Here is a 26836-nt window from a genome sequence, read left to right as displayed (position 1 = left end):
ACCCGTTGAGGAGAGCCATGTCCGTTGTGAACAGTTCGCAGAAATTTATCGCGCGCAATCGCACGCCGCGCGTCCAGATCGAGTACGACGTCGAAGTCTATGGCTCGGAGAAGCGCATCGAGCTGCCGTTCGTGATGGGCGTCCTGGCGGACCTCACGGGCAAGCCCGCCGAGCCGCTGCCGCCGGTGGCCGACCGCAAGTTCCTGGAAGTCGATGTCGACAATTTCGACGAGCGCATGAAGGCGATGCAGCCGCGCGTGGCGTTTGCCGTGCATAACACGCTGTCGGGCCAGGGCCAGCTGCTGGTCGACATGACCTTCGAGAGCATCGAAGACTTCTCGCCGGCCGCCGTGGCCGGCAAGGTCGACGCGCTCAGAAAGCTGCTCGAAGCCCGCACGCAGCTTGCCAACCTGCAGACCTATATGGACGGCAAGTCGGGCGCCGAAGCGCTGATCAACCGGCTGCTCCAGGATCCCGCGCTGCTGCAATCGCTTGCCTGCACACCCCGGACACAGGCCAGCGAAGACAAGGGCGAAGCCGAGCCCTCGTGAATCGGCCGGCTGCTTGCCTACCTGAACCATTTCATCGAGCAAGGAATCCATGGCTTCCGCCCACCAAACGCAGACCCAAGCCGCAGCGGCCGCTGAGCATGCCGCCGACCACGCTGACTTTGCCGCGCTGATCAGCCGCGAGTTTTCACCCAAGACGGAGCAGGCGCGCGAGGCCGTCGACCTCGCCGTCAGGACGCTGGCCGAGCAGGCGCTCGCCAGCGCCTGCACCCTGAGCGACGATGCCTACAAGAGCATCGAGGCCATCATTGCCGCCATCGACAAGAAGCTGTCCGAGCAGATCAACCTGATCCTGCACCACGCGGATTTCCAGAAGCTGGAGTCTGCGTGGCGCGGCCTGCATCACCTGGTCGCCAACACCGAAACCGACGACAAGCTGCGCATTCGCGTGATGGACGTTTCCAAGGAAGAGCTGCGCCGCACGCTGCGCCGCTACAAGGGCATCGGCTGGGATCAGAGCCCGTTCTTCAAGCGCATCTACGAGGAGGAATATGGGCAGCTCGGTGGCGAGCCCTATGGCTGCCTGGTGGCCGACTACTACTTCGACCACACGCCGCCGGACGTGGAACTGCTTGGTTCGATCGCCAAGATCTCGGCGGCGGCCCATGCTCCGTTTATCGCCGGCGCCTCGCCGTCGGTGCTGCAGATGGATTCGTGGCAGGAGCTGGCCAATCCACGCGACCTGTCCAAGATCTTCCAGAACCTGGAGTACGCGCCATGGAATGGCCTGCGCAGCTCGGAAGACGCGCGCTACGTGGGCCTGGCCATGCCGCGCTTCCTGGCGCGGCTGCCGTATGGCATCCATACCAATCCCGTTGATGCTTTCGACTTCGAGGAAGACACCGACGGCGCCGATCATCGCAAGTATGTCTGGAGCAACGCGGCCTACGCGATGGCGGTCAATGTCAACCGCTCCTTCAAGCTCTACGGCTGGTGCACGCTGATCCGCGGCGTCGAGAGCGGCGGCGTGGTGGAGAACCTGCCCTGCCATGCCTTCCCGACGGATGACGGCGGCATCGACACGAAATGCCCGACCGAGATTGCGATCTCGGACCGCCGCGAAGCCGAGCTGTCCAGGAATGGATTCATCTCGCTGGTGCATCGCAAGAACACCGACTACGCGGCCTTTATCGGCGCCCAGTCGCTGCAGAAGCCTGCGGAATACTACGACGCCGATGCAACCGCCAACGCCAATCTCTCTGCCCGGCTGCCGTACCTGTTTGCCTGCTCGCGCTTCGCCCATTACCTGAAGTGCATCGTGCGCGACAAGATCGGCGCGTTCAAGGAGCGCGAGGACATGCAGCGCTGGCTCAACGAATGGATCATGAACTACGTCGATGCCGACCCGGCCAACTCCTCGCAGGAGACCAAGGCCAGGCGCCCGCTGGCGGCCGCTGAAGTGCTGGTGGAAGAAATCGATGGCAATCCCGGCTACTACAGCGCCAAGTTCTTCCTTCGCCCGCACTTCCAGCTGGAAGGCCTGACGGTCTCGCTGCGGCTGGTGGCGCGGCTGCCATCGGTCAAGGACGCCGCATAGCCCACGTCGGGGCATTGATCCGGGCCGGAAATGCCCACGGCAAGGCCTGCCGTGGCCCTTGTCCGCAGTTTCTGACTTACGTAAAGGAGTGACGCTATGGCGCAGGACACCTTCCTGAAGATCAACGGCATCGATGGCGAATCGCAGGATTCGTCCCACAAGAACGAGATCGAGTTGCTCGCGTGGGACTGGACCATCGAGCAGCAGTCGACCATGCACGCCGGCAGTGGCGGCGGCGCCGGCAAGGCGACGGTGTCGGACCTGAGCTTCGAGCACTACATCGACCGCGCTTCGCCCAACCTGATGAAGTACTGCCTGACGGGCAAGCACATCAATGAAGCGGTGCTGGTGGTGCGCAAGGCCGGCGGCAACCCGCTCGAGTACCTGAAGCTCACCATGACCGATGTGATTGTCACCAAGGTCAGCCCGAGGGGGTCGGTGGACGATGAAGTCCGCATGCGCGAGCAGGTGGCGCTGTCGTTCTCCCGGGTCAAGCAGGAGTACGTGGTGCAGAACGCCCAGGGCGGCAGCGGCGGCGCCGTGACGGCGGGATACGACATCAAGGGCAACAAGGAGGCTTGACCCGCACCCCGGCGTGGGGCCCTGCCGCGAACCCTGATAAAGGGGATCGGCAGGGCCTCCGCCTGGCACGCGAGGCGGTTGCGGCATGACGCCCGAAGGCCAGACGCTTATTCGTGCGGTACAAGGAGATTGCAGTGAGCCTACGCATCATGGCGGCATCGGCTGCCGCATTGCTGTGCGCCTGCTCGGCGCCGCAGCCGGACGCCTCCCGGGAACAGATCAAGCTCGCGCTGGCTGTCGATGCCAGGCCGACCGTCAACCCGGACGAACAGGATCGCGCTGCACCCGTCCTGGTTCGCGTCTACGAACTCAAGACGGAAGCGGCGTTCAGCAGCGCTGACTACTTCTCGCTCGATCAGAACGACAGCACCGTCCTGACCCAGGACCTGCTGGCCCGCGATGCGTTCGTGCTGCGCCCCGGGGAATCCCGATCGATCGAGCGCAAGCTCAATCCCCAAACCACAGCGCTGGGCTTCCTGGTCGGATACCGCGACCTGGGCAAGGCGACCTGGCGCACGGTCTACCCATTGCCGCCTGCACCGGAAGCGGCGTGGTACCGCGCCGTCGTGCCTGCGCGCAAGGTCAGGCTGCAGGTCGTGCTCGACCAGCAAACCATTACCGTTATAAAACCCGACTGATTCATGAGCTGGTACAACAAGGTTGTCTGGAGCGAAGGGTTGTTCCTGCGCCCGCAGCTGTTTCAGCAGCAGGAGCGCTATCTGGAGCATTTCGCGCATAAACGCGCCGCGGCGCTGAGCGCATTCTTCTGGGGCTTTTCACACCTGGCCATCGACACCGAGGCGCTGGCGCTCGGCAAGCTGGTGGTTTCCGGCGCCGCCGGCATCCTGCAGGATGGCACGCCGTTCGACGCGCCCGCCCATGCGCGGTTGCCCGCCCCGCTGGCATTGCGCCATGAGCACCTGAACCAGCGCATCTGCCTGTCGGCACCGATTCGCACGCCCAATACGGAAGAGACCACATTCGACAACGCCGCGGACTCGTTGGCGCGGTACCACAGCTTCGAAGAGGAACTGCTGGATGCCAACTCGATCGGGCAGGGGCCGAAGCTGGTGCAGCTGGCCGACTTGCGGCTGCGCCTGCTGCCGGAGAAGGAGCTGACCGAATCCTGGATCGGACTGCCGCTTGCCAGGGTGGCCGAGATCCGCGCCGATGGCAGCGCCACGCTCGATCCGGCGCTGATCCCGCCGGTCAACGTGTACACGGCCAGCGCCTTGCTGACGGCGTGGCTGGGCGAACTCCACGGCCTGCTGCGCCTGCGTGCCAGTGCGATGGCCGAACGGCTTGCCGCGGCCAGCACCCGCGGCGGAGATGCCGCCGAGGTGTCGGAGTACCTCATCCTCCAGCTGCTGAACCGGCATGAGCCGGTGCTGACGCATATGCTCGAGGCCAAGGCAGCCTCGCCGGAGGATCTCTATGTCATGCTGACCGCGCTGGCCGGCGAGCTGTCTACCTTTGTCCGCACCGCTACCCGGCGTCCGCTGCCGTTTGGCGCCTATCGCCACGACGAGCCGCACACCTGCCTGAAGCCGGTGGTCGATGACCTGCGCTTCCTGCTCAACGTGGTGCTGGAGCGCAGTGCGCAGCGCATCGAGCTGCGCGACCAGTCCCACGGCATCCGGCTTGCGGTGCTGGAGCCGAGCGAGTTCTCGCGCTTCCATACCTTTGTGCTGGCCGTTGGCGCGCAGATGCCGCCCGACGTGCTGCAGCGGCAATTCCCGGCCCAGGCCAAGGCGGGGCCTTCGGAGCGCCTTGCCGAACTGATCCGCTCGCACCTTCCCGGCATCCCGCTGCGGCCGCTGCCCGTGCCGCCGCGTCAGATTCCGTTCAACGCCGGGCAGGTCTACTTCGAGTTGTCCCAGGACCATCCGCTGTGGGAGCAGGTCCAGCGCTACGGCGGCCTCGCGTTGCATGTGGCCGGCCATTTTCCGGAAATTCGTCTCGAGTTGTGGGGAGTGCGCAGCTGATGGAAGACGCAGTCGAACACACCGGCGAGACCATGCCGCCGTCCGCCATCGCGGACGCTGTCAGCGGGGCCGACGCGACATCCGCGGACACCACCGCGCCAGGACGTTCCGCATGGCGCTGGAACACACCCGAAACGCTGGAGCAGCGTGCCGCGCGCATTGCGGCCAGCGCCAATCCCCTGCTTGCCGCGGCGCAACCGCTGCTGCGCACGCTGGCCGACATGCCGGCGGAGCTGCCCGGTGATGGTGCGGCGCAAGCGCTCAAGCAGATGCTGATGCAGGAGATCTTGCGGTTCCAGGCGGTCTGCGAGCGCGCCAACCTGCGCCGCGAGCATGTGCTCGCCGCACGCTACACGCTCTGCACCGCGCTTGACGAGGCCGCCAACGCGACCCGCTGGGGCGAAGCCGGCGACTGGGCGACGCAGAGCCTGCTGATCCAGTGCCACCAGGAGGGAGACGGCGGCGAGAAAGTGTTCCAGCTGCTGGGCCGGCTGGTGGCCTCGCCGCAAGAGCACATGCACGTCATCGAGCTGGTCTACCAGGTGTTGTCACTGGGCTTTCGCGGCCGCTACGGCAAGCGGTCCGAAGGACCGCGCGAACTCGACGCGATCCGCCAGCAACTGTTGAACCTGATCGCCGGCGCGCGCGAAAGCGTGCCGCGCGAGCTGTCTCCGCACTGGCGCGGCGCGGCGCGGCGCCCGGCAAGCTGCGGCTGCTGCGTTCGGTGCCGGTGTGGGTCACGGCCTGCGTGTTGTCGCTCGGCATTGCGGCATTGTTCGGCTGGTACAAGTACCAGCTGCTCGCCGGCACCGATGCGCTGGCGCGGCAGATCGTCGCCATCGGCCACGCCGCGCCGCCGGATCCGCCGAAGGCAATGCGGCTGGCGGCGCTGCTGCGGGCGGAGATCGCCCGCGGCGTCGTGAGCGTCAGCGAAGACGACAAGCGCAGCACGGTCACGTTCCGCGGCGACGACATGTTCGCCGCCGGCCAGGTGGATGTCGGCAGCAAGGTCCTGCCGGTGCTCGACAAGGTGGCCGCAGAGATCAGCAAGGTCGCCGGACAGGTCAACGTCATCGGCCATACCGACAACGTTCCGATCAGGACCGCACGCTTTCCTTCCAACCAGGTGTTGTCCGAAGAGCGCGCGGCCGTCGTCGCCGAATACCTCGCCGGCAAGGGCGTTGCCAAGGGAAGGCTGGCGGCGGTGGGCAAGGGCGATAGCGAGCCGCTGGCGGGCAATGCGTCGCCCGCCGCGCGCGCCCAGAACCGCCGTGTGGAAATCGTGGTGATGCATTGAGAGAGAGAGTGCGGTATGGAATTCCTGAAACGTTGCCTGGCCGTGCTGTTCTCGCGTCAGATGCTGGTGTACGTGGCGCTGGCGCTAGCCGCGGCCGCGATCTGGTTTATCGGTCCGCTGCTCGCGTTCAATGGTTTGCGGCCGTTGGCGGGGATCGGCATGCGGATGGCCGCCATCGTGCTGCTGCTGGCGCTGGCATTGTTGCTGGTGCTGCGCTGGTCGGTGGCGGTGATCGGGATCGCCGTGCTTTGCCTGGCAATCTGGCATGCCGGGCCGCTGCTTGCTGTCGGCGCAGCGCATCCGCTCGCTTCGGACGTCGTGCGGGTCGTCGTCATTGCCGTGCTTGTCTTTTTGCTCGCGGCCTATGAAGTGTTCCGTTTCCTGCGCCGCTCGCGGGCGAACGATTCGTTGCTGCAGAAGCTGCTGAACCCTGGCGGCAAGCGTCCGGAAGCCATTGCCACGGACGAGCTCGCCATTGTGGAAGAGGCTGTGCGGAAGGCGCTGAGGCAGCTCAAGGGGATGCGCAGCGGTGGCGGGATCGGTCGCGTCCTGGAAGGCAGGCGCTACCTGTACGAACTGCCGTGGTACATGGTGGTCGGCGTAGAGGGAGCGGGCAAGACCACCGCCCTGCTCAATGCCGGTTTGCAGTTCCCGTTGCCGGAGCAGATGAGCGCCGCCGCGCTGGCCGGCAAGGATCGAGGCACCCGGACTGCAAGCTGGTGGCTTTCGAACGAGGCCGTGCTGATCGACACGGCCGGCCGCTATACCAGCCATGGCCAGAATCCAAAGATCGACCAGGCCGAGTGGACCGGGTTCCTCACGATGCTGCGCAGGCATCGCAGCCGGGCGCCGATCAATGGCGCGGTGCTTGCCATCAGCGCCGAGGACCTGCTGACGCAGTCGCCCGAAGTGCGCGTGCGCCAGGCGACCAGCCTGCGCGCCCGGCTGGCCGACCTGCGCACGGATCTCGGCATCCGCTTCCCGGTCTATGTGATCGTCACCAAGCTCGACCAGCTGGCGGGCTTCGGCGCGTACTTCCGGTACCTGAGCAGCGAAGGCCGCGCGCAGCCGTGGGGCTTTACTTTCCCGCATGACGACCGCAAGGCCAGGCGCTCCGATGCGCCCGACGCCTTCGCGCAACGCTGCCGCACCGAGATGGCGCTGCTGGTCGACCGGCTGCAGGCGGGACTCGATGCGCGGCTGTATGAAGAGTACGACCCGCAGCGCCGCAAGGACCTGTTCGCGCTGCCGCAAGAGTTTGCCGGCCTGGCCGGGCCGGTCGTCGCCATGCTGGCGCAGGTGTTCCTCGATTCCCGCTTTGACGATACCGAGAGCACCCACATGCTGCGCGGCGTGTACTTCACCAGTGCGGCCCAGACGTCGTCAACGGTGGTGGCGGACCATGAAACCGTGCTCAGGCGCCTGGAGCGCAACCATGCCGACACCACGGAAACTGCGGAGCAGGCCTTCCCTGCCACGGCCGAATCCGTTGCCGATTCCGCGGCGGCGCAAGCGACGGGCCATCGCAGCTATTTCCTGCAGGACGTCTTCAAGCGCGTGATCGTGCCCGAAGCGCATCTGGTGAAACCGAACCTGCGCTGGGAATTCCGCTTCCGCCTGCTGCGGCTGCTCGGCCACACGCTGGCCGTGGTGATCTTCCTGTGGCTGGCCGGTGCGCTCTATGCCAGCGATGGCCACAACCGCGCCTACCTGCAGTCGGTGCGGCAGAAGGCCGGTGCGCTGGCCGCTACCGTCGCCGCCTTCTACAAGGCGCCGCAGCCCGGCACAATGCCCGAGGTGCTGTCGGCCGCGCGCGACCTGCCTGCCTATGCCGGCCTGGCGCCGGCCGTTCCGCCGCTGGCATGGCGCTACGGCCTCTACAGCGTGCCACCGGTCCTCGATGCCTCGATCCGGACCCACGTCAGGCTGCAGGACAACTTGCTGGTGCCATACCTGGTGCGCCGGGTCGAATCGGTGCTCGAAAGCGCGGTGGCCGCGCGCGATGCCAGGCAGACCTACGACACGCTGCGCGTCTACCTGATGCTGCACGAGAAGAACAGGTTCAGCGCGCCGGAGGTGCGGGCATGGGTCCAGAGCGATTGGGCCACCGGCAACGGCGCGGCCGCCTTTGGCGGCAGGGTCGCCGTGCTGGAACACCTGAATGGGCTGCTGGACGGCGGCCGGCCGGTGCAATCCCCCTATGCCAGGAACGAAGCTCTGATCCGCTCGGCGCGGGATTTCCTTGATGGCAACACTTCGATCGAGCGGCTCTACGACCGTGCCAAGGCGGCCATGCTGGAAGCCGCGCCGCAGGACTTCACGCTGGTCCGGGCGGTCGGGCCGCAGGCCGGAACGGTCTTTACGCGGGCCAGCGGCGAGCCGCTGGAGCGGGGCATTCCCGGGCTCTTTACCTATGCCGGCTATCACGATCTCTTCAACGCGCGCTTGCCCGAGTTTGTCGGCAAGGCGCAGGCGGTCGACGCCTGGGTGATGGGCCGCACGGGCCACGACGGCGCTCAAAAAAAAACGCTTGAGGCCGCAGCGGGCAAGCCGGGCGATAACGATCCGCTGACGCGCGAGATCCGCCGCCTGTACCTGGAGGAGTATGCTCGCCGCTGGATCGCGTTCCTTGGCGACATACGCACGGTGACCGGCGACAACCTTGCCTTTGACCTGGAGATCCTGCGCAATTTCGCCGCGCCGGACTCGCCGCTGGCCCGGCTCGGCCGCGCCGCGGTGCAGGAGACCACGCTCTCCACGCTCCCCCGGCCGCTCGCGCCGCAGGACCCGTCGCTGGCGCAGAAGGCGCTGTCCGTACTCGACAAGACATCCGGACCAGTACAGGTGTTGAATGCGCGCGCCGAAGCGCGCCAGGAGCGCGAACTGGTCGACAACCGCTTTGCCGCGCTGCGCGAGGTCGTGACCGGACAGGCCGATGCCGCCGCGCCAGACGCGCTGGCAACGGGCGCCAAGCCGCGGCTGGATGCGATTGCCGGCATGGTCAACGCCTACTACACCACCCTGGTGGTAGCCAACAACGCCTTGAATACCCGCAACCTGCCGCCGCCGGCGGACACCGGCGCGCAGCTGCGCATGGAAGCGGCCAAGCTGCCCGCGCCGTTCGCTGCGGTGCTGGCCGACCTGGTGGTGCAGGGTACGCGCGATGTCAACAAGGGCATCGGCGAGATCCTGGTGGCGCAGATGGATGCCATGATCGGCGAAAGCTGCCGCAGCGCCATCGAGGGCAAGTACCCTTTCGCCCCCGCGGCGGCACCGGATGTCGATCCGGAAGACTTCGCGCGGATCTTTGCCGCCGGCGGCGTGCTCGACGACTTTTTCGAGAAAGTGCTGGCGCCGCACGTCGATACCACCATCTCTCCCTGGCGCTACAAGCTGACCGCGCCGGACGTGCCGCCGGTGGCCGGGCCGAGCCTGGTGCCGTTCCAGCGCGCACGGGACATCCGCGAGGTGTTTTTGCGCGATCCGGGCGCGAAGAGGCTGGCGTGGAAGGTCGACCTGAAGGTCGTCGGGCTCGATCCCGAGATCGTCGAGCTGAACCTGGACTTCGACGGACAAGGGCAGCGCTACGTGCATGGCCCGGTGGTGCCGCTGAAGATCACCTGGCCCGGTCCGCGCGGCGGCCAGGGCGCACAGATCAGCGCCAGCCCGCGCATCCGCCCGGAGACTTCGACGCTGGCCGCAAGCGGCCCATGGGCACTGATGCGGATCGTGGCAAGGGGAAAGCTGGCCGGATCGGCCAGCGCCAGCCATTTCATGGCGGAGTACGACTTCGACGGCCGCAAGGCGCGGCTGGATATCAACACCGGCAGCCTGGCCAATCCGTGGACCACGGGCTTGCTGCAAGGCTTCGAATGCCCGGGGCGTTCGGGATGATGACGCACGCCGCGATGGGTAATGGCAACCACCTGCTGCGGCTGGCGCAGCCGGTGATCTGGGTGCTCGATGAACTGACGCCGGAACTCGATTCCGCGGCGCGCCTGGAGACGCTGCAGGAAGCCGCGCACACGCGCCTGGCCAACTTCCGGCAGGCCTGTCGCGCGGCGGCGTTGCCGGCGGAGGATGTGGAGGCGGTCCACTATTGCCTGTGCGCGGCGCTGGACCAGGCGGGCCGCCGCGTGCAGGGACGCTCCGGTGCCTGCCGTGGCGCCTGGCTGCAGCGCGGCCTGCTTGCGGCGCACTACGGCGAGGCGGAGCGCGGCAGCCGCTGCCGCGCACTGGTCGCCAGGCTGCAGCAGCGAGCCGGCGCCCATGCTGATGCGCTTGAAGTCGTTGCATGCCTGGTCGCACGCGGGCTCACGGATGAGTACGGGCGGCCACCGGCAGAACTGGTGCCGCGGATCCGGCCGGCGACACGCGAGATCATGGCGCTGAGACCGGCATCGCCATGTGAAGCGCAGCCCGAAGCGCCGCCGCGGGTGCCGATGGCCGGCGCCCGGCCGCTGCTTGCCGTCGCCGCATTGGCCTTCCTAGTCGCTGCCGTCGTCGTGGCGGTCCAGGCGACGCGCCAGAACGCCGCGACCGAAGCGCTTGCACTACGGGTGGAACGGCTGGCACAAGCCGCTTACCCACCCGCTTACCCGTCCGTTTCCCCGTCCGTTTCCCCGTCGGCAGACACCCTGGAGCGGGACATCGAACAGGCCTTCGCCGGGCAACTCGCCAGCGCAGCCATCCATGCCGATGTGCGCAGCGGCCGCCTGCACATCGTCTTCCAACACGGCCTGTCGTTTCCGCCCGGGCAGGCGCAACTGCCACCGGCGCTGGCCGAGCAACTCGACAAGCTGGCCGACCTGCTCGACGGCCGGGCCGACTGGATCACGGTGGTCGGGCATGCCGACGATTCTCCGGTGGCCCCGGGCGGTTATCGGTCCAACCAGGCGCTGTCGCAAGCGCGCGCGCAAGAGGTGGCCGGCTACCTGCAGGCGCGTGGCCTGGCAGCGGTGCGGGTCGACACCATCGGGCGGGGCGCCGCGCAGCCCGTGGCAGACAACCGGACCGCCGGGGGCCGGATGCTGAACCGCCGGATAGAAGTCTTTGCCAGCGTTCGCTAGGCGCCAGCCGGCATGGGAATTGCTCCGCTTTTCGTATCGCCGCGCCAGCCAGGTGCCGCAACGGTGACTATATTAGGGGCATCGGCCCCCGCATTGGCCCCGGCATCGGAACCGCATTCCCCATGGCATATACCCACACCATCGGCAGTCAGCGCCATGTCTTCGACAGCTTGCGCACGCTGCTGGCCAAGGCCAGCCCGGCGCGCTCCGGCGATGCGCTCGCCGGCATCGCCGCCGCCAGCGAGCAGGAGCGTATGGCCGCGCGCCTGGCGCTGGCCGACGTGCCGCTGACGCAATTCCTCAATGAGGCGCTGGTGCCGTATGAGGCGGACGAAATCACGCGGTTGATCGTCGACCGGCATGACGCTTGCGCTTTTGCCGCGATCGGTGCCACGACCGTCGGCGACCTGCGCGACTGGCTGCTGCGGCACGAGACCGACAGCGCCACGCTGGCGCGCGTCGCGCCGGGCATCACCCCCGAGATCGCGGCCGCGGTCAGCAAGCTGATGCGCAACCAGGACCTGGTAGCGGTGGCGCGCAAATGCCAGGTGGTGACGCGCTTTCGCAATACCGTCGGACTGCCGGGGCGGCTGGCGGTGCGGCTGCAGCCGAACCATCCTACCGACGACCCCAAGGGCATTGCCGCTTCCGTCATCGACGGCCTGCTGTACGGCTGCGGCGACGCCACCATCGGCATCAACCCGGCCTCGGACAACCTGGGCGCCATTGTTTCGCTGCTGCATATGCTCGATGCGCTGCGCAGCCGCTTCGATATCCCGACGCAGTCGTGCGTGCTGACCCACGTCACCAACACGCTGCGCGCGATCGCGCAGGGCGCGCCGGTCGACCTGGTGTTCCAGTCGGTGGCGGGCAGCGAACGCGCCAATACGGCCTTCGGCATCAGCCTGGCGCTGCTGGCCGAGGCCCACGACGCCGCCCAGGGCCTGGCGCGCGGCACCGTCGGCGACAACGTCATGTATTTCGAGACCGGGCAGGGCAGCGCGCTGTCGGCCAATGCTCACCATGGCGTCGACCAGCAGACCATGGAGGCGCGCGCCTACGCCGTGGCGCGCGCGTTCTCGCCGCTGCTGGTCAATACGGTGGTGGGCTTTATCGGGCCGGAATACCTGTACGACGGCAAGCAGATCATCCGCGCCGGGCTCGAGGACCACTTCTGCGGCAAGCTGATGGGCGTGCCGATGGGCTGCGACGTCTGTTACACCAACCATGCCGAGGCCGACCAGGACGACATGGACACGCTGCTGACGCTGTTCGGCGTGGCCGGCATCAACTTCATCATGGGCGTGCCCGGCGCCGACGACATCATGCTGAACTACCAGAGCACGTCGTTCCACGATGCGCTATACCTGCGCGAAGTGCTGGGCCTGCGCCCCGCGCCGGAATTCGAGCAATGGCTGCAGCGCATGGGCATCGCAGATGCCGCCGGCCGGTTGCTGGAGCCGTCCGAGCGCCAGCCGCTGCTGCAGATGGCGCACAGCCTGTAAGGCCGCCCCCGGCCATTCTTCACGACACGCCATGTCCGACCTTCCTTCGCGCCCCGCCAATACCGCCAATAGCGCCAATACCTCCGCTACGCACGACGCCGATCCATGGCAGCGCCTGCGCCAGTTCACGCGCGCGCGCATCGCATTGGGGCGCACCGGCCACAGCCAGACCACCGAGGCCGTGCTCGCGTTCGGCCTGGCCCATGCGCAGGCGCGCGATGCCGTGCATCTGCCGCTGGACGCCGATGCCATCGCCGGCGCACTGCGGCAGGCGGGATGCGACCACGTGGTCGTCCATAGCGCAGCGCCCGACCGCACCCATTACCTGCGGCGCCCGGACCTCGGCCGGGGCCTGGATGACGCGAGCAGGGAGCGCCTGGCGGCGGCGCGACCGCAGCAGGCGCCCGATGTCGTGTTCGTGATCGCCGACGGCCTTTCGGCGCTGGCAGCGCAATCCCATGCCATAGCGGTGCTGGAAGCAACGTGCCGGCTGCTGCCGCAGGAATGGCGTATCGGACCGGTGGTGGTGGCGGAGCAATCGCGCGTCGCGCTCGGTGACGATATCGGTGCCGTGCTTGGCGCGCGTCAGGTGGTGATGCTGATCGGCGAACGGCCCGGGCTGAGTTCGCCCGACAGCCTCGGCATCTACCTGACCTACGCCCCGCGGCCCGGCCGTACCGATGCCGAGCGCAACTGCATCTCCAATGTGCGGCCCGAAGGGTTGTCCTATGTGCAGGCCGCGCAACGGCTGGTGTTCCTGCTGCGCGGTGCCGCGGCACTCGGGCGCTCGGGCGTGGACCTGAAGGACGACAGCGAGCGCGCATTGGCCGGCGCGGCGCCGCCGGCAGCGGCATTGCGGGACCTCGAATGAATGAAAACGAAAACGGCCACCGCGGGCGGATCCGCGGTGGCCGCACCGTAACGTCGCCGCGCTACATCATGCGGCGCGAGAAGTGCCCCGGCGTGGCATCCGACATCAGGTCCATGAACTGGTCCCGTGTCATGTGCACCAGTTCCTGGTGGTCGCCGCCTTCGAAATACACCTCGGGCTGCTGCATCAGGCTGTCGTCCACATAGGTTTGCATGCCATACGCCATGGCGACCGGCGGAATCGCGCCAAGGTCGCAATCCTTGAAGATCTCGCGGATTTCATCCTCATGTGCGAGCACCAGGTCGCGGCCGGTCTGTTCGCAGATCGCAGCCAGCTGCAGGTGATGGCTCGAAGGGATCACGGCGGCGACATAGCCGCGCTCGTCCTCGAGCAACAGGGTCTTGGCCAGACGGTCTCCGGGAATGTGCGCCGCCTCGGCAGTGGCCATGCTGCTGAGGGTGTAGGGGTGGCGGATGATGTCGTACTGGGTATTCTTGCTGCTCAGGCAGTTTGCAAGCGTGCTAGACAGGGCCATGGTTGCTCCTCAGAACAGGGATACGCCTACGGTTATCCTTGTGTTCCTAATATAGTGCCTGGCGCCGTGCCCAACGGCTCCCGATCCGCCTTGCAGCGCTAGCGGTGCAGCCGCGGCCACACCGCCTGCAGCTCGGTTTTCAGGAAGTTCAGCAGGTAGCGCGTCGCCAGCGTCTGGTAGCGGTTTGGCATGGTCAGCATGTACAGCCGGCTGCCGAACACGCTGATGCGGTAATCCGGCAGCAGCTGCACCAGCCCGCCGCTCGCCAGTTCCTCGCCGATCGCGTAGATTGGCGTGATGCCGATGCCCAGGCCGGCCACCACTCCTTCCTTCAGGAAGCCGAAATTATCGGAACTGAGCGTCGGTTCCAGCACCACCTGGTCGCGGGCTTCCTGCGCTTCGCTGCCGGGCCGCGTTCCCGCGACCTTCAGCTTTTGCCCGACTGGCGAGGCGCAAACGATCGCATGCTGCTGCAGGTCTGCGAGTGACTGGGGCGCGGGATGGTTTGCCAGGTAGGCGGGCGAAGCGCAGATGACCCAGTCCACCGTGCCAATCTCGGTGGCGATGACCGAATCGGGCGGCGTGGAGATGATGCGCAGCGCCACGTCCACATCCTCGGACACCAGGTTGTGCACGCGGTTGTCGAACACGACATCGAGGGTGATGTCGGGATAGCGCTGCTTGAATTGCACCATCAGCGGCGACAGCAGCGTATGGCCGAGGCCGGTAGGGACCGAAAGCCGCACATGGCCCTGCAGGCTCTTGCCCATGTTGCTGATCAGCGCATTGGCGGCTGCCACCTCGCCGAGGATATTGCGCCCGTGCTCGTACAGCCCGGCCCCCACAGGCGTGGGCTCGACATGGCGGGTGGTCCGCCGCAGCAGCTGCACGCCCAGCTCTTCTTCCAGCGCCTTCAGCCGGTAGCTGACATTGGCGCGCGTCATCTTGAGCTTGCGCGCGGCCGCGCTCAGGTTGCCGGCGTCGACGATGTCGACGAACAGGCGCAAGGCGTTGAGGTCCATGGCTAGTAGGAAAGAGCTAGTAGGAAAGAAAAAGGGCCGGCCCCGTATATTGCCATGCTGGCGCGCGCACCTCGGCGCCGAGGTGCAGCATACGGCGAACGTATCATCAGGGTTTGGGGGATTGTCCAGCCGGCGAAACAGTGTGTGCCGCGTTTCGGCCGCCCGTGACGGCGTTTCAGGCTGGCCATCGCTTGCACCGAACGCGACTCTGGGCAATGATGCGATCCACACCGTCAACCGGCCCGACGCGCCCCCGTTTGCCATGCACCGCTTGATGCGCCGCTGGCTGTGCGTGCCTTTGTTCATTGCCGGCGCCAGTGCCTCTGCCCAGGACCTGGTCGAATGCAAGCGGATCGAGCATGACCAGCTGATTGCCGCCACCCAGGAAACGCTGCTGTTCCTGCGCTGCCGTGCGCGCCAGGTCGCCTACGAAGCGCCACGCCTCAAAGGCGTCTCGCAGCGCTTCAAGGATGACCTGATCTTCGCTTGCCTGGACCAGGCGGACGCGGTCGAGCACCAGTTGCGCGTACGCCATGGCTATTCGCGCGAAGCGCTGGCGCGCCAGCGCTGCAATCCGCTGGGCGGCACGCCCGGCTGAGCCGCGCGACCGCCATCAACACGCGCTCGCGTCGACGCGGCTCATACTTCGCGCGTCATGCCGGCCAGGTCGATCCACTCGCGGAACTGCTCCTCGGTCACATGTCCGGACGCGATCGCCGCTTCCCGCAGGGACAGGTTGCGCTGCACCGCCAGCTTGGCGATCTCGGCGGCCTTGTCGTAGCCGATATGCGGGTTGAGCGCCGTGACCGGCATCAGCGAGCGTTCCAGCAGCTCGGCAATGCGCTCGCGGTCGGCCTCGACGCCCTCGACCATATGCTCGGCAAAGCTCGACGCCGCCCCCGCCAGCAGGCTGACCGACTGCAGCAGGCTGTAGATGATCACCGGCTTGTACGCATTCAGCTCCAGCGTGCCCAGGCCGTTGGCCAGCGTCACCGTGGTGTGGTTGCCGATCACGCGGCAGCACACCATGGCCAGCGCCTCCGCCTGGGTCGGATTGACCTTGCCCGGCATGATCGACGAGCCCGGCTCGTTGGCCGGCAGGATCAGCTCGGCGAAGCCGGCGCGCGGCCCCGAGCCCAGCAGCATGAAATCGCGCGCGATCTTCAGGAATGACGAGGCGGTGGTGTTGAGCGCGCCCGACAGGTCGGCCAGCGCATCATGCGAGGCCTGCAGCGCGTAGCGGTTGGGCGCGGGCTCGAACGGCAGGCCGGTGTAATCGGCCAGCGCGCGCGCAAAGGCCACGGCAAAGCCGTGCGGCGCGTTCAGCCCGGTGCCGACCGCGGTGCCGCCCTGCGCCACCGGCATGGCGCGCAGCATGGCCTGCTGCAGCCGCGATTGCGCATCGGCGACTTGCGTCATGTAGCCCGAGAACTCCTGGCCCAGCGTGAGCGGCACAGCGTCCTGCAGGTGCGTGCGGCCGACCTTGACGATATCGGCGAAGGCTTCCACCTTGCGCGCAAAGGTCTGCTGCAGCTGCTCCAGCGCCGGCAGCAGCTGTTGCTGGATCGCGCGCGTCGCGGCGATGTGCATCGCGGTCGGGAAGCTGTCGTTGCTCGACTGGCTGGCATTGACGTGGTCGTTCGGGTGCACCGGCTTCTTGCTGCCGACTTCTCCGCCGAGCAGCTGGATCGCGCGGTTGGCGATGACCTCGTTGAGGTTCATGTTGGTCTGTGTGCCCGATCCCGTCTGCCAGACCGACAGCGGAAACTCCTGCGGCCAGCGGCCTTCGATCACTTCCGTGGCCGCCTGCTCGATGGCCTGTGCCAGCTCGGGCGGCAGTACGCCCAGCTCACGGTTGGCGCGGGCCGCGCACAGCTTCAGGACGGCAAAGGCCTCGACCAGCGCCGGCGGCATCTTCTCGTCGCCGATGCGGAAGTTCTGGCGCGAGCGTTCGGTCTGCGCGCCCCAGAGGTGGTCGGCGGGCACCGGGACATCGCCCAGGCTGTCTTTCTCGATGCGGGTGTCGCTGGCGGAAGGGCTGGACATGGACAGACTCCTCAAGGCAGGAGGCGGCGCTGCGGGCGCCGGCATTGCCGGATGGAAGGAACGTGGCAAGGAACGTGGGGAAGCGCGGGCGCCGGCAAGTCATGGCCGTCTGGAGCCAGGCCGCGCACCGCCCGTGCGAGCAGTCCGCCAGATTACGCCGCAGGCGCGCTGCGTGCGTTCAAGTCCATGCTGCCCGCCGGGGTAACCAGCATGCGGCCGACGCAGCGGGCGGGTGCGCGGCTACGCCGTCATCTTGAGGCACTGCTCCATGCAAACCGCACAGGCCCGCGCGCACTCCTGGCAGTGCTCGGCGTCATGGCGCTCGCATTCCTCCTTGCACCACTTGCAGACTTCGGCGCAGTCCTCGCAGACCAGCGGCGCGAACTCGCTGTTGCGCAGCATGTAGGAGGCGGCCAGCTGCGCGATGCCGGCAACATCCATGTCCAGCGCGATGCAGCGCGCCATCCTGTGCACGTCCTGCTCTTCCAGGCAGGCCCCGGCGCATTTCAGCGCGGCGGCGGCACAGGCGTTGCACGCGGCGATGCAGTCGGCGTAGCGGGCGGCGTTTTCCTGCACGGTGGGTCGGATCATCGAGCGTCCTCCTTCGGGGGTAGGTGGATGGAACCGTGAATGCCGGCGCGTGGCCGGCGGGCGCAGGGCACCGCGCCGCCCTGGCGGCGGCAAGCCGGTCCCATGGCATGCCCGCGGTGATGCGGGCGCCCCAAAGGCGCCGTCACGGGGCATCGTTATTCACAATAGCAGGCGAAAGTCGATCCTGCGGGCCCGGTACTTGCAGCGCCGCGCTGGTTACAATGCCGCCTGCGCCAGGCGTTCCGGAGGATAGGGCGCGGGTATCGTGCCCGGCACCCGGCGTGGTCGTCGGGCACCACCGTCCCCCCAACCGCATCTAACAGGAAGCCGCAGACAACATGACGCATTGCCGGGCTCCGGCCGGGCACGCGACAGGCCGCCAGTCGGCTACCCAACAACACACCGCACCGCGTGGCCACAGTGGCCGCGCCGGGGCAAGCACACCGGCAGCACGGGAAGGAAGGACATCATGGGCGAGGCAAAGAAACGGGGCACCCCCGAAGAGCGTGCGGCACAGGCGCGCGCGAAGATTGAGGCCCTGCGTCCGGCGCAGCTGGTCTGCGGGCACTGCAAGACTGCGTTCAAGCAGTTCGACACCCTCAACGTGCCGGGCCTGCCCGGCATCGACGCCGTGTTCGGCGGGGAATGCCCCGGCTGCGGCAACGATGTGGTGGTGTTCAAGGGCGCGCCGGAAGCCGTGGCGCAGGCCATGATCGCCTGGGAAAAGATGCTGGGCGCCGACGCCCAGCTTGGCTACCAGTCCAGCGACGGGCGCCATGTCCCGTTCGAGCCGGAAGGCAGCGGTGCGGCAACTGCCAACACCGTGCCTGGCAAGCCTGGCGGCACGCTGCATTGACGGGCCGCCGGCCCGGCACGGGCCTGCCACGGCCCGGCTGGTGGCTGAGTTCGCCGGCCAGGTCCGGCGGACCGATTTCATAGCGCCCGCGCCCGGCACCCTTGGCGCGGTACAGCAGCACGTCCGCGAGCCGCGTCAGCCCGCGGTCCTGCACCGGCCCGCCGTGGTAGAGCGCCACATCGGGCCAGCACCTTACACCCCTTCGGGTCACGCGCACGGGACTGTGCCTTGTGCATCCGTCGCGGTATAGTGCCGCGTTATCGCAAGGCACGCAGCCGTTTGCCGGGCGCTGGCCAGCCTGACGGGTTCCGTGGCAGGCGCGCGTCGCTGGCGCCAGACCGTTCACGAAGACCATGAGACTGACTGCGCTTCCCCCTGCCTTGCTGTCGCTGCTGGTCGCGGCAGGCGGGGCGCTGCTGACCGCGGGGGCGTGGCGCCAGGTACAGCAATTCGAGCAGCGGCTGGCCCAGCAGCATTTCGATGCGCGGCTGAGCCAGGCCAGCAGTGCACTGCGCGAGCGCATGCTCGAGAACGAGCGGCTGCTGCGCGGCGTGGCGGGCCTGATGACGGCCAATCCGGCAACTTCGCGCGCGCAATGGCGCAACTATCTCTATACCGCCCAGCTCGATGAGCTGCCGCCCGGCACACAATCGATCGGCTACGCACCGCTGACGGCGCCGCGCCAGGTCCAACCCCTGATCGCGGCCGCGCGCGCCGATGGCCTGACCGATTACCGGATCCATCCCGCCGGCCCGCGCAGGCTCTACGCGCCCATCCTCTACGTGGAGCCGCTGGCCGGGCGCAACGCCCGCGCCGCCGGCTTTGACCTGCTGTCCGAGCCGTCCCGTCGTGCCGCGATGGAAGCGGCGCGCGACAGCGGCGAGCCCCGGCTGACGCGCGGGCTCGACCTGGTGCGCGAGGCCGAGGCGCAGGAGCGCCAGCGCGGCGCGCTGCTGTTCCTGCCGGTCTACGGTGGCGGCGTGGCCGCCAGCACGCTGGCGCAGCGGCGCGAGGCGGTGGTCGGCTATGTCTATGTGTCGCTGCGGCTGGGCGACCTGATGCGCGGGATCGGCGCGCCGGCACTGGCGGACCTGGAACTGTCGCTGCACGAGGGCACGCCTGCCATGCCCGGCCCGCAGCTGTCGGATACGGTTGGTACCGCGGATCGCGATGACGGCAATGCCCCATTGCTGCGCGGCGAGCGCCAGTTCCACTATGGTGGCGCCGCGTGGAGGCTGCGTGCGGCCACGCGTCCCGCGTTCGAGGCGGCATATGGCCCGCGCCAGGGGTATGCCGTGCTGGCCGCGGGCGCGCTCGCCACGCTGGCGCTGGCCGGCATGGCCTATGCGCTGGCACGGCAGCGCCGCACCGCGCGGCAACGCGAGGCGCAGGCTGTCCCCCCCTGGGAAGACGACAATGCCACGCTGCAGGCATGCATGGCGCAATCCGCCGACGGCTTTGTCCTCACCGACGCCAACGGCGTGGTCGTGCGTGCCAGCGAGCGCGCCGGCATGCTGTTCGGCATCGCGCCGCCCGATCTCGTCGGGCGTAGCCTCGATACGCTCGCCCCGGGCGCCACCGGTGTCGTGGAGGGTGCCGATGGCGCTGGCCTGGCCCGCGGCGCCGCGCAGCGAGAGCTGGCCGGCGTGCGTAGCGACGGCAGCCGTTTCCCGCTGCGCGCCAGTGCCGCGCACCTGCCCAGCGCCGAGGGCGGCGACAGCAGCGACAGCGGCGCCCACTGGCTGTGGGCAATCACCGACCTGGAGCCGCAGCAGCGCGCGCACCAGGCCGCCGCGCACCAGGCCGCGCGCTACGCCGGGCTGCTCGACCATGCCAGCTTCGGCGTCATCACCTTCGGCGACGACGGCGTGATCACCAGCGTCAATGCCGCAGGCACGCGCATGCTGTGGTACACCACCGCCGAGCTGGTCGGCCGCATGCCGGTCACCGGGCTGCATCTCGCCGACGAACTGGCGGCGCACGCGCGCGCGCTCAGCCAGGAGCTGGGCGAACCGGTGCCGGCCGGCATGCCCGCGCTGGTCGCCAAGGCGCGGCTCGGGCTGACCGACGAAGGCGAATGGACCTGGGTGCGCAAGGGCGGGTCGCGCCTGCCGGTGCAGGTATCCGTGTCGGCGCTGGCCGCGCAGCCGGACGGGCCGCCGGCAGGCTACCAGGCCATCGCCTACGACCTGACCGAACGCCGCCGTGTCGACGAATACATCCGCCACCTGGCGCTGCACGACCCGCTGACCGGCCTGCCCAACCGCGCCGAACTCAACGAGCGCGCACAGCCCATGCTGCTGCACGCGCGCCGCCACGGCGAACGCGTGGCGCTGCTGCTGCTGGACCTGGACCACTTCAAGCACATCAATGATTCACTCGGCCACCCGGTCGGCGACGACGTGCTGCGCACCATGGCCGACCGCCTCAAGGGCGCGGTGCGCCAGGGCGACCTGGTGGCGCGCATGGGCGGCGACGAATTCGGCGTGGTGCTGGGCGGCCTGCGCGACGACAGCGAGGCCGAGCTGATCGCCGCCAAGATCCAGGCGCGGGTCAATGAGGAACTGCTGGCCGGCGGGCAGCGCCTGCGCGTGACCCTGTCGATCGGCATGGCGATCTTCCCCGAAGACGGCGATTCGCTGACCGAGCTGATGAAGTCCGCCGACGCCGCCGTCTATGCCGCCAAGCAGGGTGGCCGCGCCCAGCTGTGCCGCTTTGCCGCGTCGATGGCGGAGGCCTCGCTGGCGCGCTTCACCATCGAAGGGCTGCTGCGCCGCGCGCTGGCCGGCAATGAATTCCGGCTGCGCTACCAGCCCATCGTCGATACCGCCACGAAAGAGATTACCGGCGTCGAGGCGCTGATCGCCTGGGAAACGCCCGAACGCGGCCCGATGCAGCCGTCCGAGTTCATCCCCATCGCCGAGCAAAGCGGGCTGGTCGCGCCGCTGGGCGAATGGACGCTGGCCACCGCCTGCCGCGAGATCCAGGCGCTGCGCGAGGCGTTGGGCCGCGACATCGAAGTGGCGGTCAATATCTCGCCGCTGCAGCTGCGCCAGGCCGGCTTCCCGGACACCGTGGCGCGCTGCCTGGAGCAGGCCGGCCTGCCGCCGCGGCAACTGGTGATCGAGGTCACCGAAGGCATCCTCGTCGACGGCGGCGAGACCACCATCGAGACCTTCCGTCGGCTGCGCGCGCTTGGCGTGGCGCTGTCGATCGACGATTTCGGCACCGGCTATTCCGGCCTGAACTACCTGACCCGGCTGCCGATCGACCGGCTCAAAATCGACAAGTCCTTCGTCGACGACGTGGCCACGCCCGGCCACGACCAGGCGGTGGCTGCGGCGATCATCGCGCTCGGGCACCAGTTGCACCTGAAGGTGGTTGCCGAAGGGGTGGAAACCGCGGCGCAGTTCGAGTTCCTGCGGTCGCAGGGCTGCGACGGCGTGCAGGGCTTCCTGTTCTGCCAGGCGGTGGCGCCGCACGCCTTGCGCCAGCTGCTGGAGACAGGCCTGGAAACGCCGCTGGCCGACCAGGCCGCCCCGCGGCAATAGGCCGGACACGCCGGACTGCGACCTCGCAGAAACGGGTACGCTCAGTGCGGTTGGGCGGCTTAGTGAATGCGCGGACCGGTCAGGCTTCGCGCGGCGTGTCGGGGGTGGGAAGCTCGGCGTGCAGGCGGCGGTACAGTTCGTCGATGCGCTGGCGGCTGGCCGCCAGTTCCTCGCGGCCGCGCTCGGTCAGCAGGTAGACGCGGCCGATGCCGTCGCGCAGCACGCTTTCGAGATAGCCCTCCATCTGCAGGGCGCGCAGCAGGGGACGCACGGTGCCGATGTCGACTTGGAAGCCGTACTCCAGCAGCATGTCGGCGAGCATGGCTACCGTGGCGGGGACTTCCAGGGCAAATTGCAGGACGTAGACGCGGGCAAGCAGGCCCAGGAACTGTCGTTTCATGAAATCTGGCAACGCGGCAGCCGTACCGGCGGTTGACGCGGGCGGCATGCTGGATGTTTGGGTTTGCGGACGTTGTGCCGCCAACAGCGGAAACGCTGCCGGTAGCCGGGTTTGCCGTGCAGCGTATGGCGGATAATTCACTTTAGACGGCGCAGGCAAAAAAGAAGCCGCCAGGTGCCCTGGCGGCTTGTCGGGAATGCGTCGGAGGGGTCAATTAACTCTGGCGCAGACCAGAGTTTAATTTAATTGAATACGGCTTGTCACCTGTCTGATTCGACACCCCTCCCATGGAGGGGTATGGGTGTAGGCGGTTCGAAGGGAACGCCCTGCAATTGTCTGCCATTGTGCCCAAAAAGGCAGCCTGATGTGAGGTAGATCCCTCAACTGCAGCGAAAAAGCGACTCACATGTGCCGCATTCATCGCATGCAACAAGATGCAGATGTCCGAATCCGGCTTGCGCCCGTGCCACCACCAGCGTCAAATCGCGACACCCTCATCTTGCCGTGGCGACGCAGCTCGCCGCCGCCTCCTCATGAAGCCCGCCGATCTCGCACGCCTGCTCACCTTGGCCGCCATTTGGGGCGCCAGTTTTCTGTTCATCCGCATTGGCGCGCCGGTGCTCGGCCCGATGCCGGCCGCTTTCGTGCGCGTGCTCGTTGCCGCCATCACGCTCGCCGTATGCCTGCCGTTGTTGGGACTGCGCTGGGACATGCGCGCCAAATGGCCGGCGGTGCTCACACTGGGCGTGATCAACTCCGGCATTCCGTTCGCCATGTACGCGGTGGCGGCGCTGTGGCTGCCCGCCGGCTATTCGGCGGTGTTCAATGCCATGACGCCGCTGATGGGCGTCGTGATCGGCGCGCTGGCCTTTTCCGAACGGCTGACGCGCGCCAAGGCGCTGGGCGTGATGCTGGGCGTGGCCGGCGTGGCGGTGCTGACGCGCACCGGCCCGGTCGCGTTCTCGACCGAGCTGCTGCTCGGCGCGCTGGCTTGCCTGGTGGCGACCGCCTGCTACGGCCTGTCCGGCTTCCTGGCGCGGCGCTGGATCACCCAGCGCGGCGGCCTGGACAGCCGCCTGGTCGCCGCCGGCAGCATGGTCGGCGCGACGCTGTTCCTGCTGCCGTTTTGCGCCGCTGCGCTGTGGCGCCACAACACCCTGCCCGAGGCCGGCGCCGGAGTGTGGTGGGCCATGGCGGGCCTTGGCGTGCTCTGCACGGCGCTGGCCTACATCCTCTATTACCGGCTGATTGCCGACCTTGGCCCGGTGCGCTCGCTGACCGTGACCTTCCTGATTCCGCCGTTCGGCATGGTCTGGGGCGCACTGTTCCTGGGCGAGGCGCTATCGTGGGCCCATGCCGCTGGCGGCGCGCTGATCGGCCTGGCGGTGTGGCTGGTGCTGCGGCCGGTGATGGCCGACGTGCCGGCGGCGGCGGCGGTGGGGATGCCGGCGAAACGCTGACCTGTCAGCAAGCCGCCCCTGGGCGCGCTGGCGCTCCCGCCGTCGTTCCCGCGGCGACGTTGTACTGCTCCCGCACCATCATCACGACGCGGCGCGCCTGGCGCCAATGACGGATGGCGTCGGCCTCGGTACGTTCGGGGAAATCGACCTCGGCGCTCCAGTTGCAGCCGGTGTGGTCGGGCCGGTGCACGCACACCGCCCGCAGTTGGCAGTCATGGCAGCCGGGTTCCTGCCTCAGGTACACGCTGAGCAGGCGTTCCAGTTCGGATAGCGGCTTGGTCAGGCGCTTCATGATGGCTCCGTCAGGGCGCGGCATCGCTATGTCTACGCGGACCTCGGGCGCGTTCAGGCTTGCGTGGGCAGCGCCGCGGACAGATGCGTTTCGTCCGCCGCGCCGGCACGGCACTCGGGGCAGACGCCGTACAGCACCAGCATGTGCTCGCGCAAAATAAAGGCGTTGTCGGCGGCCACCTGGCGCTGGCGTTGCTCGATGCTTTCGTCGCGGAATTCCTCCACGCGGCCGCAGGCAACGCAGATCAGGTGGTCATGGTGGCCGCCTTCGTTGAGTTCGAACACGGCGTGGTCGGACTCGAAGGTGTGCCGCAGCAGGATGTCGGCCTGCACCAGCTGGTTGAGCACCCGGTACACGGTAGACAGTCCCGCATCCTCGTCCTGGGTCAGCAGGATGCGGTAGACATCCTCCGCACTGAGATGGCGCCGTGCGCTGGTGCGGAACACTTCAAGGATCCGCATCCGCGGCGACGTAGCCTTCAGGCCCGCGCGCTTGAGGTGGATCGGGCTGGACTGTTCGGATGACATGGCGGATGACATTGGAATGCTGCTGTTGCCCCGCATCGGACAGGGCGGCACCGTGCCCGTCGCCGCGCACGGCGGCGTCGATGGCTTGGCGGGATATTCAGGCTGGAGCGCCAGGGCCGGCCGCGCGCAGCGCTGGCGTCCCTGGCGGCACGCCGTGCCTGCACGACGCGCTGAATAAAAAGGCGGCCTGGCTTGCCTGCGGAAGACGCGATCGGGAAAGCGGGGTCTGGTTGCTTTCCCGATCTTCCGAAGACTGGCTACTGCCAAACGCTCCGCGTGACGGAGCGGTCCCCACAAAAGTCGGTATCGGATGCCGCGTGGCATGGCACGTGGCGGCGTCCGGAAATTCTGTCCTGCCAGGGTTCGGGGCGGTGCCGCTTGCCGCGGCGGCCTCGGTGCTGGCCGGGCTGCCTGGGTGGTGAAGCACCGTGCGTCAGGCAGTGATCGAATAGTAAATGGGAATCGATCTCATTACAAGTGAAATTTTTGCCGATCTGATTTCTGATTGAATCGAGGCCCAGTCACACTGAACTGCGCGGGGCTTCTTCCATGACATGACGCTGGACGGAGCCATCACCTCGCCTGCCTGCCGTGACCCAATTCACCTAAAGTTGACTTTGCTTTGACGAGCGCGCAGCCAGCATCGCTCCCAGATCCACAGCGGGAGCGCACCGCTGCGCTTGGCTTGTGTAGCGGCCCCGGCACAAGGTAAGGAGAAGCGTGATGGCTCAGGTATTCGACGCGATCATCATCGGCACCGGACAAGCTGGCCCCGCGCTGGCCGCGCGGCTGTCCGGCGCAGGCAAGAAAGTGGCAGTCATCGAACGTGCGAACTTTGGCGGCACGTGCGTGAACACCGGTTGCATCCCGACCAAGACCCTGATCGCGAGCGCGTATGCGGCCCATCTTGCGCGGCGCGCGGGCGACTATGGCGTGACGATCGGTGGGCCGGTTGCCATCGACATGAGGCAGGTGAAGGCGCGCAAGGACGAAATCGCCGGGCGCTCCGCCAGTGGCGTGGAACAGTGGATGCGCGGCCTGGCCAACGGCACCGTCTATCAGGGGCACGCCCGCTTCGAAAGCGCGCACACCGTGCGCGTCAATGGCGAACTGCTGGAAGCTGAGCGGATCTTTATCAACGTCGGTGGCCGGGCCCTCGTTCCGCCGATGCCCGGGCTCGACGAAGTGGCGTACCTGACCAATGCGGGCATGATGAACGTTGACTACCTGCCCGAGCATCTGGTCGTCATTGGCGGCAGCTACATAGGCCTGGAGTTTGCCCAGATGTACCGACGCTTTGGCGCCAGGGTCACCGTGGTGGAAAAAGGCCCGCGCCTGATCCAGCGCGAGGACGAAGACGTGTCGGAGGCGGTGCGGGAGATCCTGGAGCGGGAGGGGGTCGAAATCCGCCTCGATGCCAACTGCCTGACTGCCCGCCGGGCGGGAGCAGGCATCTCCGTCGGGCTCGATTGCGCGTCTGGTTCGCGCGACGTCAATGGCTCGCACCTGCTCCTGGCAGTGGGGAGGGTACCCAACACGGCAGACCTGGGACTCGACAAGGCAGGGGTCGAAACCGACGAGCGGGGCTATATCAAGGTGGATGAACAGTTGCGCACCAGCGTCCCCGGCATCTGGGCGCTGGGTGACTGCAACGGCCGCGGGGCCTTCACGCATACGTCGTATCACGACCACGAAATCGTCGCCGCCAACTTGCTCGACAACGATCCTCGCACGGTTGCGGACCGCATCACGGCCTATGCCTTGTTCACCGATCCCCCGCTCGGGCGCGCCGGCATGACTGAAACGGAGGCCCGCCAGTCCGGGCGCAACGTTCTTGTCGGCAGGCGCCCCATGAGCCGCGTCGGGCGCGCCGTGGAAAAGGGCGAAAGCCAGGGTTTCATGAAGGTGGTGGTCGACGCCGACAGCCGCTTGATCCTGGGCGCGGCAATCCTGGGTCTGAACGGCGACGAGGTGATTCACTCCCTGCTCGACGTGATGTATGCCGGGGCGCCCTATACCACCATCAGCCGCGCCATGCACATCCATCCCACGGTATCCGAGCTGGTGCCGACAATGCTGCAGGAGCTGGCATGAGTGGATGGAAATGGCGACAGCCGAAGGTGAGGCGTAGGCCTGCGGCA

The 26836-nt window shown here is 67.7% G+C and carries 23 protein-coding genes; 16 read left to right on the top strand and 7 right to left on the bottom strand.

Annotated elements, in window-relative coordinates; all coding sequences use genetic code 11:
• Positions 1-17: 17 nt before the first annotated feature.
• The 11 genes from tssB (at position 18) to eutC (ending at position 13415) form a co-directional block, all read left to right on the top strand.
• Positions 18-551, top strand: coding sequence for a type VI secretion system contractile sheath small subunit (gene tssB / locus AC5WJ1_RS21695; protein WP_135703411.1), 534 nt, complete (start codon positions 18-20; stop codon positions 549-551).
• Between the two features lie 49 nt (positions 552-600).
• Positions 601-2106, top strand: coding sequence for a type VI secretion system contractile sheath large subunit (gene tssC, locus AC5WJ1_RS21690; protein ID WP_135703412.1), 1506 nt, complete (start codon positions 601-603; stop codon positions 2104-2106).
• A gap of 96 nt (positions 2107-2202) precedes the next feature.
• Positions 2203-2688 carry an Hcp family type VI secretion system effector gene (locus AC5WJ1_RS21685; RefSeq protein WP_135703413.1) on the top strand — a complete coding sequence of 162 codons (486 nt, stop codon included), beginning with the start codon at positions 2203-2205 and terminating at the stop codon, positions 2686-2688.
• Positions 2689-2837: 149 nt separating this feature from the next.
• Positions 2838-3326: a type VI secretion system lipoprotein TssJ gene (tssJ, locus tag AC5WJ1_RS21680; protein WP_135703991.1), complete on the top strand. Its 489-nt coding sequence runs from the start codon at positions 2838-2840 to the stop codon at positions 3324-3326.
• A 3-nt stretch (positions 3327-3329) separates the two neighbouring features.
• Complete coding sequence (gene tssK / locus AC5WJ1_RS21675) at positions 3330-4673, top strand: type VI secretion system baseplate subunit TssK (protein WP_133097096.1); 1344 nt, start codon at positions 3330-3332, stop codon at positions 4671-4673.
• Positions 4674-4705: 32 nt separating this feature from the next.
• Entirely contained in the window at positions 4706-5596 is an 891-nt protein-coding gene (gene icmH, locus AC5WJ1_RS21670; protein ID WP_494476950.1) for a type IVB secretion system protein IcmH/DotU, read from the top strand.
• Positions 5593-5970, top strand: coding sequence for a type VI secretion system protein TssL, long form (gene tssL / locus AC5WJ1_RS21665; RefSeq protein WP_494476949.1), 378 nt, complete (start codon positions 5593-5595; stop codon positions 5968-5970). The genes icmH and tssL overlap by 4 nt, the downstream gene beginning before the upstream one ends.
• Before the next feature lie 15 nt (positions 5971-5985).
• On the top strand, positions 5986-9864 hold the full coding sequence (gene tssM / locus AC5WJ1_RS21660) for a type VI secretion system membrane subunit TssM (protein WP_195428056.1): 3879 nt from the start codon (positions 5986-5988) through the stop codon (positions 9862-9864).
• The gene (locus AC5WJ1_RS21655) at positions 9861-11039 is read left to right on the top strand and encodes a DotU family type IV/VI secretion system protein (protein ID WP_167884559.1); all 1179 of its coding nucleotides are present in this window, start codon (positions 9861-9863) and stop codon (positions 11037-11039) included. The genes tssM and AC5WJ1_RS21655 overlap by 4 nt, the downstream gene beginning before the upstream one ends.
• 122 nt (positions 11040-11161) lie before the next feature.
• The gene (locus tag AC5WJ1_RS21650; protein WP_133097093.1) at positions 11162-12544 is read left to right on the top strand and encodes an ethanolamine ammonia-lyase subunit EutB; all 1383 of its coding nucleotides are present in this window, start codon (positions 11162-11164) and stop codon (positions 12542-12544) included.
• A gap of 31 nt (positions 12545-12575) precedes the next feature.
• A complete protein-coding gene (eutC, locus tag AC5WJ1_RS21645) occupies positions 12576-13415 on the top strand; it encodes an ethanolamine ammonia-lyase subunit EutC (protein WP_135703416.1) in 840 nt (279 codons plus the stop codon).
• Between the two features lie 61 nt (positions 13416-13476).
• On the opposite strand, the gene AC5WJ1_RS21640 is transcribed toward eutC, so the two are convergent.
• Positions 13477-13950: an aminoacyl-tRNA deacylase gene (locus tag AC5WJ1_RS21640; protein ID WP_133097091.1), complete on the bottom strand. Its 474-nt coding sequence runs from the start codon at positions 13948-13950 to the stop codon at positions 13477-13479.
• 98 nt (positions 13951-14048) lie between these two features.
• The gene (locus AC5WJ1_RS21635) at positions 14049-14972 is read right to left on the bottom strand and encodes a LysR family transcriptional regulator (protein WP_133097090.1); all 924 of its coding nucleotides are present in this window, start codon (positions 14970-14972) and stop codon (positions 14049-14051) included.
• A 262-nt stretch (positions 14973-15234) separates the two neighbouring features.
• Between AC5WJ1_RS21635 and AC5WJ1_RS21630 the strand changes: the two genes are divergently transcribed.
• Positions 15235-15570, top strand: coding sequence for a hypothetical protein (locus AC5WJ1_RS21630; protein WP_133097089.1), 336 nt, complete (start codon positions 15235-15237; stop codon positions 15568-15570).
• Between the two features lie 41 nt (positions 15571-15611).
• On the opposite strand, the gene fumC is transcribed toward AC5WJ1_RS21630, so the two are convergent.
• Positions 15612-17018, bottom strand: coding sequence for a class II fumarate hydratase (gene fumC / locus AC5WJ1_RS21625; RefSeq protein ID WP_135703417.1), 1407 nt, complete (start codon positions 17016-17018; stop codon positions 15612-15614).
• A 240-nt stretch (positions 17019-17258) separates the two neighbouring features.
• Positions 17259-17609: a four-helix bundle copper-binding protein gene (locus AC5WJ1_RS21620; protein WP_133097087.1), complete on the bottom strand. Its 351-nt coding sequence runs from the start codon at positions 17607-17609 to the stop codon at positions 17259-17261.
• 469 nt (positions 17610-18078) lie between these two features.
• On the opposite strand from AC5WJ1_RS21620, the gene AC5WJ1_RS21615 reads away from it, so the two are divergent.
• Positions 18079-18465 (top strand): hypothetical protein, encoded by a 387-nt coding sequence (locus tag AC5WJ1_RS21615; RefSeq protein ID WP_133097086.1) that lies wholly within the window; start codon positions 18079-18081, stop codon positions 18463-18465.
• 353 nt (positions 18466-18818) lie between these two features.
• Positions 18819-22016: a bifunctional diguanylate cyclase/phosphodiesterase gene (locus AC5WJ1_RS21610; RefSeq protein ID WP_195428059.1), complete on the top strand. Its 3198-nt coding sequence runs from the start codon at positions 18819-18821 to the stop codon at positions 22014-22016.
• A gap of 79 nt (positions 22017-22095) precedes the next feature.
• On the opposite strand, the gene AC5WJ1_RS21605 is transcribed toward AC5WJ1_RS21610, so the two are convergent.
• Complete coding sequence (locus AC5WJ1_RS21605; RefSeq protein WP_133097084.1) at positions 22096-22416, bottom strand: PadR family transcriptional regulator; 321 nt, start codon at positions 22414-22416, stop codon at positions 22096-22098.
• A gap of 533 nt (positions 22417-22949) precedes the next feature.
• On the opposite strand from AC5WJ1_RS21605, the gene AC5WJ1_RS21600 reads away from it, so the two are divergent.
• Positions 22950-23876, top strand: a complete 927-nt coding sequence (locus tag AC5WJ1_RS21600) for a DMT family transporter (protein WP_135703419.1) — start codon at positions 22950-22952, stop codon at positions 23874-23876.
• A gap of 4 nt (positions 23877-23880) precedes the next feature.
• Here AC5WJ1_RS21600 and AC5WJ1_RS21595 read toward each other — a convergent pair whose 3' ends face one another.
• Both AC5WJ1_RS21595 and fur read right to left on the bottom strand, forming a co-directional pair.
• Positions 23881-24168, bottom strand: coding sequence for a hypothetical protein (locus AC5WJ1_RS21595; protein ID WP_133097082.1), 288 nt, complete (start codon positions 24166-24168; stop codon positions 23881-23883).
• Positions 24169-24221: 53 nt separating this feature from the next.
• Positions 24222-24695 carry a ferric iron uptake transcriptional regulator gene (fur, locus tag AC5WJ1_RS21590; protein WP_240745754.1) on the bottom strand — a complete coding sequence of 158 codons (474 nt, stop codon included), beginning with the start codon at positions 24693-24695 and terminating at the stop codon, positions 24222-24224.
• Positions 24696-25418: 723 nt separating this feature from the next.
• Between fur and AC5WJ1_RS21585 the strand changes: the two genes are divergently transcribed.
• Positions 25419-26789 carry an FAD-containing oxidoreductase gene (locus AC5WJ1_RS21585; RefSeq protein ID WP_135703420.1) on the top strand — a complete coding sequence of 457 codons (1371 nt, stop codon included), beginning with the start codon at positions 25419-25421 and terminating at the stop codon, positions 26787-26789.
• Positions 26790-26836: the final 47 nt, after the last annotated feature.

This window comes from Cupriavidus sp. MEYA8, from assembly GCF_059278825.1.
Note: the sequence above shows the minus strand (reverse complement) of the source record. Positions and strands in the feature narration are given on the sequence as shown.

Coding starts and splice junctions, on each gene's coding strand:
- tssB (WP_135703411.1), top strand. CDS start 18: ATGTCCGTTGTGAACAGTTCGCAGAAATTTATCGCGCGCAATCGCACG.
- AC5WJ1_RS21600 (WP_135703419.1), top strand. CDS start 22,950: ATGAAGCCCGCCGATCTCGCACGCCTGCTCACCTTGGCCGCCATTTGG.
- AC5WJ1_RS21615 (WP_133097086.1), top strand. CDS start 18,079: ATGGGCGAGGCAAAGAAACGGGGCACCCCCGAAGAGCGTGCGGCACAG.
- AC5WJ1_RS21595 (WP_133097082.1), bottom strand. CDS start 24,168: ATGAAGCGCCTGACCAAGCCGCTATCCGAACTGGAACGCCTGCTCAGC.
- AC5WJ1_RS21610 (WP_195428059.1), top strand. CDS start 18,819: ATGAGACTGACTGCGCTTCCCCCTGCCTTGCTGTCGCTGCTGGTCGCG.
- AC5WJ1_RS21655 (WP_167884559.1), top strand. CDS start 9,861: ATGATGACGCACGCCGCGATGGGTAATGGCAACCACCTGCTGCGGCTG.
- AC5WJ1_RS21620 (WP_133097087.1), bottom strand. CDS start 17,609: ATGATCCGACCCACCGTGCAGGAAAACGCCGCCCGCTACGCCGACTGC.
- icmH (WP_494476950.1), top strand. CDS start 4,706: ATGCCGCCGTCCGCCATCGCGGACGCTGTCAGCGGGGCCGACGCGACA.
- AC5WJ1_RS21650 (WP_133097093.1), top strand. CDS start 11,162: ATGGCATATACCCACACCATCGGCAGTCAGCGCCATGTCTTCGACAGC.
- tssJ (WP_135703991.1), top strand. CDS start 2,838: ATGGCGGCATCGGCTGCCGCATTGCTGTGCGCCTGCTCGGCGCCGCAG.
- AC5WJ1_RS21640 (WP_133097091.1), bottom strand. CDS start 13,950: ATGGCCCTGTCTAGCACGCTTGCAAACTGCCTGAGCAGCAAGAATACC.
- AC5WJ1_RS21605 (WP_133097084.1), bottom strand. CDS start 22,416: ATGAAACGACAGTTCCTGGGCCTGCTTGCCCGCGTCTACGTCCTGCAA.
- fur (WP_240745754.1), bottom strand. CDS start 24,695: ATGTCATCCGAACAGTCCAGCCCGATCCACCTCAAGCGCGCGGGCCTG.
- tssC (WP_135703412.1), top strand. CDS start 601: ATGGCTTCCGCCCACCAAACGCAGACCCAAGCCGCAGCGGCCGCTGAG.
- AC5WJ1_RS21630 (WP_133097089.1), top strand. CDS start 15,235: ATGCACCGCTTGATGCGCCGCTGGCTGTGCGTGCCTTTGTTCATTGCC.
- eutC (WP_135703416.1), top strand. CDS start 12,576: ATGTCCGACCTTCCTTCGCGCCCCGCCAATACCGCCAATAGCGCCAAT.
- tssK (WP_133097096.1), top strand. CDS start 3,330: ATGAGCTGGTACAACAAGGTTGTCTGGAGCGAAGGGTTGTTCCTGCGC.
- fumC (WP_135703417.1), bottom strand. CDS start 17,018: ATGTCCAGCCCTTCCGCCAGCGACACCCGCATCGAGAAAGACAGCCTG.
- tssM (WP_195428056.1), top strand. CDS start 5,986: ATGGAATTCCTGAAACGTTGCCTGGCCGTGCTGTTCTCGCGTCAGATG.
- AC5WJ1_RS21635 (WP_133097090.1), bottom strand. CDS start 14,972: ATGGACCTCAACGCCTTGCGCCTGTTCGTCGACATCGTCGACGCCGGC.
- AC5WJ1_RS21685 (WP_135703413.1), top strand. CDS start 2,203: ATGGCGCAGGACACCTTCCTGAAGATCAACGGCATCGATGGCGAATCG.
- AC5WJ1_RS21585 (WP_135703420.1), top strand. CDS start 25,419: ATGGCTCAGGTATTCGACGCGATCATCATCGGCACCGGACAAGCTGGC.